The sequence below is a fragment of the Streptomyces sp. ActVer genome (assembly GCF_027270795.1).
GTDB classification, from domain to species: domain Bacteria; phylum Actinomycetota; class Actinomycetes; order Streptomycetales; family Streptomycetaceae; genus Streptomyces; species Streptomyces umbrinus_A.
In genome coordinates, this window is sequence record NZ_JAPWHT010000524.1 from 1 (window position 1) to 6840 (window position 6840).

The window sequence follows — 6840 nt, forward strand, 5'->3', positions numbered from 1 at the left end:
GCCGTGGGCCCCGCTCGGGTCCACGGCCACCGGCAGAGGGCCGTCCCCCTCAGCCGGAGATCTTCAGGTGTCAGAAGGTGTAGGGAGGTGTCGGGAGGTGTCAGGCCTGCGCGGCGATCCGCGCGAGGCGCTGGGCCTCGTCCCGCGTGGAGCGGGCGATGGCGTCCTCGTCGACGTGCAGCAGTCGGCCGTTCTCGACGATCTGCTCGCCGTTGACGAAGGAGGCGGTGACCGGCGCCGCGGCGCCGAAGACGAGGGCCGTGACCGGGTCGGCGATCGACGCGTGGGCCAGGGTGTCCAGGTTCCACAGCACGAGGTCGGCGAGCTTGCCGGCCTCAAGCGAGCCGGTCTCCCCTGCCCTGCCCAGGACTTGGGCTCCGCCGTACGTGCCGAGCCGCAGCGCCTGCCGGGCGTTCAGCGCGGCCTCGCGGTGGGCGCCGAGGCGGTTGATGAGCAGGGCGTTGCGCAGTTCGGTGTGGAGTTCGCCGGACTCGTTCGACGCGGTGCCGTCGACGCCGAGTCCGACCGGGACGCCGGCCGCCAGCATGTCGGGGACGCGTGCGATCCCGGCCGCCAGACGGGCGTTGGAGGACGGGCAGTGGGCCACACCGGTCCTCGTACGGGCGAAGGCGGCGATGTCGGAGTCGTTCATGTGGACGCAGTGCGCCATCCACACGTCCTCGCCGAGCCAGCCGGTCGACTCGAAGTAGTCGGTCGGGCCCATCCCGAACAGCTCCTTGCAGAACTGCTCCTCCTCGACCGTCTCCGAGCCGTGGGTGTGCAGGCGGACGCCCTTGCGGCGGGCCAACTCGGCGCCCTGCTTGAGGAGTTCGGTCGACACGGAGAAGGGCGAGCAGGGGGCCACGGCCACCTGTGTCATCGCGCCGAAGGACGCGTCGTGGTGTTCGTCGACCGTCGCCTCGGTGGCGGCGAGAGCCCCTTCGAGGGTCTCGACCGCGAAGTCCGGGGGCAGGCCGCCGTCCTTCTCGCTGCGGTCCATGGAGCCGCGGGCGAGGGTGAAGCGGACGCCCATCTCGCGCGCGGCCCGGATGATCGAGCCGGACAGGTCGCCGGAGCCCCGCGGGAAGACGTAGTGGTGGTCCATGGCGGTGGTGACTCCGCCGCGGGCCATCATGCCGAGCGAGCCCTGGGCGGCCGCGTACGTCATGCGCTCGTCGATGCGCGCCCAGGTCGGGTACAGGGCGACGAGCCAGTTGAAGAGGTTGTGGTCCGTGGCGAGGCCGCGGGTGATCCACTGGTAGAAGTGGTGGTGGGTGTTGACCAGGCCCGGGGTCACGAGGTGGCCGGTCGCGTCGATACGGCGTACGACGTTCTCCAGGCCCTGAGGGGCCCTGCCCGTGCCGAGCGACTCGATGCGGTTGCCCGCCAGGACCAGATGACCGGACGCGTACTCGGTGTCGTCGGCGTCCACGGTCGCGATCGCACAGTTCTCGATGACGATGCGCCGGTCTGCTGCCATGGTTCGTCCTTTTCGCTGTGTGGAGTGGGCACGGCAGGACCCTGGGAGGTTTGAGTGCCGCGGCCCGGCCGGGGACGGGCCGCGGGTGCCGAAATGAGGGGGCGTCACATGACGGTGCGTCACATGTTGGGGCTTCAGAGGTTGGTGAGGTCCACCGGGATCCTCGGCTCGCAGCCGTCCCGCAGGATCGTGGCCTCGATCAGGCCGTACGGCCGGTCTGCGGCGAAGTACACCTCGTTGTCGTTCTTGAGGCCGAACGGCTCCAGGTCGACGAGGAAGTGGTGCTTGTTCGGCAGCGAGAAGCGGACCTCGTCGATCTCGGCGCGGTTCTCGATGATCCGTGAACCCATCTGGTACAGGGTCTGCTGGAGCGACAGGGAGTACGTCTCGGCGAAGGCCTGGAGCATGTGCTTCTTCACCTGCTCGTAGGACTTCTCCCAGTTGGGCGTCTTCTGCTCGTCGTCGGTCCAGTTGAAGCGCCAGCGCGCCGAGACCTGGGTGGCGAGGATGCGGTCGTACGCCTCGGGGAGTGTCGTGTACTTGTCCTTGACGTAGCCCCAGAACTCGGAGTTGGTCGAGTTCATCACGACCAGGTCCTTGAGGCCGGAGACGACCTCCCACGACGAGCCGTCGTACGTGATCTGCGTGACGCGGGTCTCCTGGCCCTGGCGGACGAAGGAGTGCTTGACCTCGTCGGCGCCGATGAACCTGGAGTTGGCGTCCGAGGTCGCGATCCGCTCCCAGGCGTACTCCTCGATGCGGATCCGCGCCGTTCTGATCGGCTCCTGGCTCGTCACGAAGTGCCGGGCGAGGTGGATGCCGAACTGCTCGGCGGACTCGATGCCGTGCTCCTTGGCGAAGGCGTACACCGTGTTCTTGGTGGTGTCCGTCGGCAGCACGTTGGCGTTCGAGCCGGAGAGGTGGACCTCGTCCATGTCGCCGGAGAGCGCGACGGAGACGTTCAGGTCCTTGATGTGGTGGGTGGCGCCGTCCCGCGTGATCTTGACGACTCGGTTCTCGGCCTTGCCGTACTGGTTCTGTCCCAGGATGGTCGGCATAGCTAGCTCCCTCGGTAAACGGAGTAGCCGAACGGGTTGAGCAGCAGCGGTACGTGGAAGTGCTCGCCCGGCACGACGGCGAACGTGATCGCCACCTCCGGGAAGAACGCTCCTGCGCTGCCGCTGTCCCGGTTCGCGGGGGCGTCCTGCTGCGCATCGGCTTGCTTCTTCTCGAAATACGCCTCGACCGCGAAGTCGAGCCGTACGTGTGTGGTGCCCTCCGGCAGCGCCGGCAGGTCCTTGCACCGGCCGTCCGCGTCGGTCGCGGCGCCGCCGAGCGTCTGCCAGTCCGCCTCACGGCCGCTGCGGGCCGCGAGGCTGACGGCGACACCCTCGGCGGGGCGGCCGACGCTGGTGTCCAGGATGTGCGTGGACACGGAGGCGGTGGTCTCGGTGCTCATGCGGGTGCGTCCTCTTCGACGAGTCGGGCGAGCCGGATGCGGTTGATCCTTCCCAGTTCGATGCGCACGATCTCGCGCTCCTGCCCGGGTGCGTTGCCGATCCGTTCCCTGACCGCGTCGCGCATCTGCTCGCCGGTGCGGCCGGTGGCGCAGATCAGGAAGACATGGCCGAACTTCTCCTGGTAGGCCAGGTTCAGTTCGAGCATCTCCGCCTTCAGCTCCTCGGAGGCGCCGGCCATGCCGCGCTGTTCGCGCGAGGAGGTCGGGTCTCCGGGCTTCGGGCGTCCGATCGGCGGGTGACCCGCCATCGCCTCGTCGAGGTCCGCGTCGAGCAGACCGGCCGTGGCGGCGTCGCTCTCAGCGAAGAGTTCGTCAGTGGTGGCGTACGGGCGGCGGGCGAGCAGCCGGTTCGCCCAGGCCGCCGAGGCGCAGACCTCGTGGAGGGCTGCGTAGGCGGCGTGCTCCTCCAGTGCGTTGAAACGGGCGAGGCCGCCGGATGTCGTACTCGAAGTCACGGGAAGCCTCCGTGGCCTTGTGCTGGACGGGCTGCGGATTAGCTAACGCCCTCGGAAACATCACGTCAACACTTTGTTGAAAAATCCGGGTAACAAATACCGGGAAGCGGAAACCGCCGCCCGCATGCCGGACGGCGGCGACCCACAGGCGCCCGCGAGCCGGTCACCGGGAGCCGCTCCATACCTGGTCAGAAGCCTGAACCCGGCCAGAGGCCTGGCGGCGACCCACGGCCGAAGGGCGGCGGGCGAGGCACCCACCTCCCGGTGCAGGCGCCCCACCCGCTCAGGCACCTTTCTCCCCGCTCAGGCGCCCTTCTCGCGGTTCAGGCGCCCTTCTCCCTGTTCAGGTAGTTGTAGACGGTGAACCGGCTGACGCCGAGCGCGCCCGCGACGGTCTCCACGCCGTGCCGCACGGAGAAGGCGCCGCGCGCCTCGAGTATCCGTACGACCTCCTGCTTGGCCTTGCGGTCCAGCTCGGCCAGGGGCTTGCCGCGCTTGCGCTCCAGGGCGGCCAGGATGTGGTCCAGCGAGTCGGCGAGCTGCGGCAGACGTACGGCGACGACGTCGGCACCCTCCCAGGAGAGGACGACGTCATCGGGTCCCGCCTGGCCGGGCGGGAGCATCTCGCCGCCCATGGCGTCGACCAGTGGCTTGACGGCCGTGACGAAGGGGTCGTCCCCGACACCGGTCACTCGCTCCCCTCCCCGATCACGTTGACCTGGAGCGAGACGCGGGTGGCGCCGGCCTCCAGGGCCTGGCGCAGCAGCGCGTCGACCGCGGTGAGCACCGAGTCCGCGCCGCCCTCCGCGGTGTTGCCGAACGGGCCGACGTCCACGGCGTCCAGTTCGGCCGCCTCGATGACCTCGCGGGCGACCAGCGCGTGCCGCGGTGCCTCGTCGAGATCGAAGGGCTCGGTCGTGAACTCCACTCTCAATCGCACTGTGCCCCCATGGCATCGACTCCGACCTGCTCGTTCCCCCCGGCCCACGTGACGCGGGGGCTGTCGGGCGCGCAAGCGACCCTAGCCGACCCGCACGCCACCCGTGAGGAACACCCGATCGAACGGCCGCGGTGCCACCCGGGCGAATCCGTCCGGAGCCTCCCGCGCTCCGGCGGCTTTTCCGGGCAACCCCTCTTGACAAGGTTCCCCGACGCGGGCAGCCTTTCCATCAAGCAGAAACTAACTTCCGCAATACGGAACTACTCGACACGGAAGGGAGCGCAGACCCACATGCCCGGTTTCTCGATGGATGCAGCCGCTGAGCAGCGCTTCAACGTCAACCTGTCGATCCTCTTCACGGAGCTCCCGCTCCTGGAGCGCCCCGCGGCCGCCGCCGCGGCGGGCTTCACCGCGGTCGAGCTGTGGTGGCCCTGGGTCGACTCCCCCACCCCCGGGCGCACCGAGCTCGACGCCCTGAAGAAGGCGATCGAGGACGCGGGCGTACAGCTCACGGGCCTGAACTTCTACGCCGGGCAGTTGCCGGGACCCGACCGGGGCGCGCTGTCTATCCCCGGCGAGGAGTCCGAACGGTTCCGCGCGAACATCGATGTGGCCGCGGACTTCGCGCAGTCGCTGGGCTGCGGGGCACTCAACGCGCTGTACGGCAACCGCGTCGAGGGCGTGGACCCGGCCGTGCAGGACGAACTCGCCCTGGAGAACCTGGTGCTGGCAGCCCGCGCGGCCGACCGCATCGGCGCGGTCCTGCTGATCGAGACCCTCAACAAGCCCGAGTCGCCGCTCTATCCGCTGGTGACCGCCCCGGCCGGGATCGCCGTCGTCGACAAGGTCAACGAGGTGACCGGGCTCGGCAACGCCAAGTTCCTGATGGACCTCTACCACCTGTCCATGAACGGCGAGGACCTGCCGTCGGTGATCGACCGGTACGCGGCGAGGACCGGCCACGTCCAGATCGCCGACAACCCGGGCCGCGGCGCCCCGGGCAGCGGCTCGCTCCCCCTGGAGGAGCTGCTCGGACGGCTCCGCAAGCAGGGGTACGAGGGCTGGGTCGGCCTGGAGTACAAGCCGGGCGACCGCCCCAGCGCCGAGGCCTTCGAGTGGCTCCCCGCCGAGGCCCGCGCGGCGCGCTGAGCGCCAACTCATCGACGTACCGAAGTTTCCAGAGAGGCACCCTCATGAGCAGCACACTCCCCAAGGTCGCCTGGGTCGGCCTCGGCATCATGGGCTCCCCCATGTCCGAGAACCTGATCAAGGCCGGTTACGACGTCACCGGGTTCACCCTGGAGCAGGACAAGCTGGACCGGCTGACCGCCGCCGGCGGCACCGCGGCCGGCTCGATCGCCGAGGCCGTGCGGGACGCCGACGTGGTGGTCACGATGGTGCCCGCCTCCCCGCAGGTCGAGGCCATCGCGTACGGGCCCGACGGCATCCTGGAGAACGCGAGGTCCGGCGCACTCCTGATCGACATGTCCTCCATCACCCCGCAGACCTCCGTGGACCTGGCCAAGGCCGCGAAGGACAAGGGCATACGGGTTCTGGACGCGCCGGTGTCCGGCGGTGAGGCCGGGGCGGTCGAGGCCGTGCTGTCCATCATGGCCGGCGGCGAGCAGGCCGACTTCGATCAGGCCGAGCCGATCTTCGAGGCGCTGGGCAGGACGATCGTGCTGTGCGGTCCGCACGGCTCCGGCCAGACCGTGAAGGCCGCGAACCAGCTGATCGTCGCCGTGAACATCCAGGCGTGCGCCGAGGCCGTGGTCTTCCTGGAGAAGTCGGGCGTCGACCTGAAGGCGGCCCTCGACGTCCTGAACGGCGGCCTCGCCGGCTCCACCGTCCTGACGCGCAAGAAGGACAACTTCCTGAACCGCGACTTCAAGCCGGGCTTCCGTATCGACCTGCACCACAAGGACATGGGAATCGTCACGGACGCCGCCCGCAACGTCGGTGCCGCGCTGCCCGTCGGTGCCGTCGTCGCCCAGCTCGTCGCCTCGCTGCGGGCTCAAGGCGACGGCGGCCTGGACCACTCAGCGCTGCTGCGCGCGGTCGAGCGCCTCTCCGGCGCGCAGATCTGACGGCTCGGCCCCACAAAGACCTCCGGGCGGCGCCGCCGCTGACACCTGTCCTGTCGCGCCCAAGCGGTGGCGCCGCCCGGAACCCATCACCCATCGCTCCATCCCCACCGGCTGCGCCCCGGGTCTGACGGGAGGTCGGACCCCAGGCGCGTCGCTCGCGAAGCCCGTGGACCCGGATGAGGGGTTGTCGACGGGCGGAGCGGGCCGGCCGAGGACCGCGGCGGTACGTGAGCCAGTGCGGTGGTGAAGGTCCCGGAGCCCCCTTCTCGACCAGAGGGAAGGACGGCCCCGGCCCGTCACGACCGCCGCGGTCCCGGACGACACCTTGTACGACACCTTGATCGAGACGGCGACGAGGG

8 protein-coding genes are annotated in these 6840 nt (G+C 69.8%); 2 read left to right on the forward strand and 6 right to left on the reverse strand.

Features of this window, described 5'->3' with window-relative positions; all coding sequences use genetic code 11:
- Nucleotides 1–100: 100 nt before the first annotated feature.
- The 6 genes from O3Q52_RS46220 to O3Q52_RS46245 form a co-directional block, all read right to left on the reverse strand.
- On the reverse strand, nt 101–1480 hold the full coding sequence (locus O3Q52_RS46220) for an 8-oxoguanine deaminase (RefSeq protein ID WP_269654472.1): 1380 nt from the start codon (nt 1478–1480) through the stop codon (nt 101–103).
- 134 nt (nt 1481–1614) lie between these two features.
- Nucleotides 1615–2538 (reverse strand): factor-independent urate hydroxylase, encoded by a 924-nt coding sequence (pucL, locus tag O3Q52_RS46225; protein ID WP_269654473.1) that lies wholly within the window; start codon nt 2536–2538, stop codon nt 1615–1617.
- A 2-nt stretch (nt 2539–2540) separates the two neighbouring features.
- Nucleotides 2541–2939, reverse strand: a complete 399-nt coding sequence (gene uraH, locus O3Q52_RS46230) for a hydroxyisourate hydrolase (protein WP_269654474.1) — start codon at nt 2937–2939, stop codon at nt 2541–2543.
- Nucleotides 2936–3454 carry a 2-oxo-4-hydroxy-4-carboxy-5-ureidoimidazoline decarboxylase gene (uraD, locus tag O3Q52_RS46235; RefSeq protein WP_269654475.1) on the reverse strand — a complete coding sequence of 173 codons (519 nt, stop codon included), beginning with the start codon at nt 3452–3454 and terminating at the stop codon, nt 2936–2938. Before uraD ends, uraH begins: the two co-directional genes overlap by 4 nt.
- Nucleotides 3455–3777: 323 nt before the next feature.
- Nucleotides 3778–4146 carry a helix-turn-helix domain-containing protein gene (locus O3Q52_RS46240; protein ID WP_269654476.1) on the reverse strand — a complete coding sequence of 123 codons (369 nt, stop codon included), beginning with the start codon at nt 4144–4146 and terminating at the stop codon, nt 3778–3780.
- A complete protein-coding gene (locus tag O3Q52_RS46245; RefSeq protein ID WP_269654477.1) occupies nt 4143–4394 on the reverse strand; it encodes a hypothetical protein in 252 nt (83 codons plus the stop codon). The genes O3Q52_RS46240 and O3Q52_RS46245 overlap by 4 nt, the downstream gene beginning before the upstream one ends.
- A gap of 291 nt (nt 4395–4685) precedes the next feature.
- Here O3Q52_RS46245 and O3Q52_RS46250 point away from each other — a divergent pair, with 291 nt between their 5' ends.
- A complete protein-coding gene (locus tag O3Q52_RS46250; RefSeq protein WP_269654478.1) occupies nt 4686–5543 on the forward strand; it encodes a TIM barrel protein in 858 nt (285 codons plus the stop codon).
- Nucleotides 5544–5587: 44 nt separating this feature from the next.
- Nucleotides 5588–6481 (forward strand): 2-hydroxy-3-oxopropionate reductase, encoded by an 894-nt coding sequence (locus O3Q52_RS46255; protein ID WP_269654479.1) that lies wholly within the window; start codon nt 5588–5590, stop codon nt 6479–6481.
- Nucleotides 6482–6840: the final 359 nt, after the last annotated feature.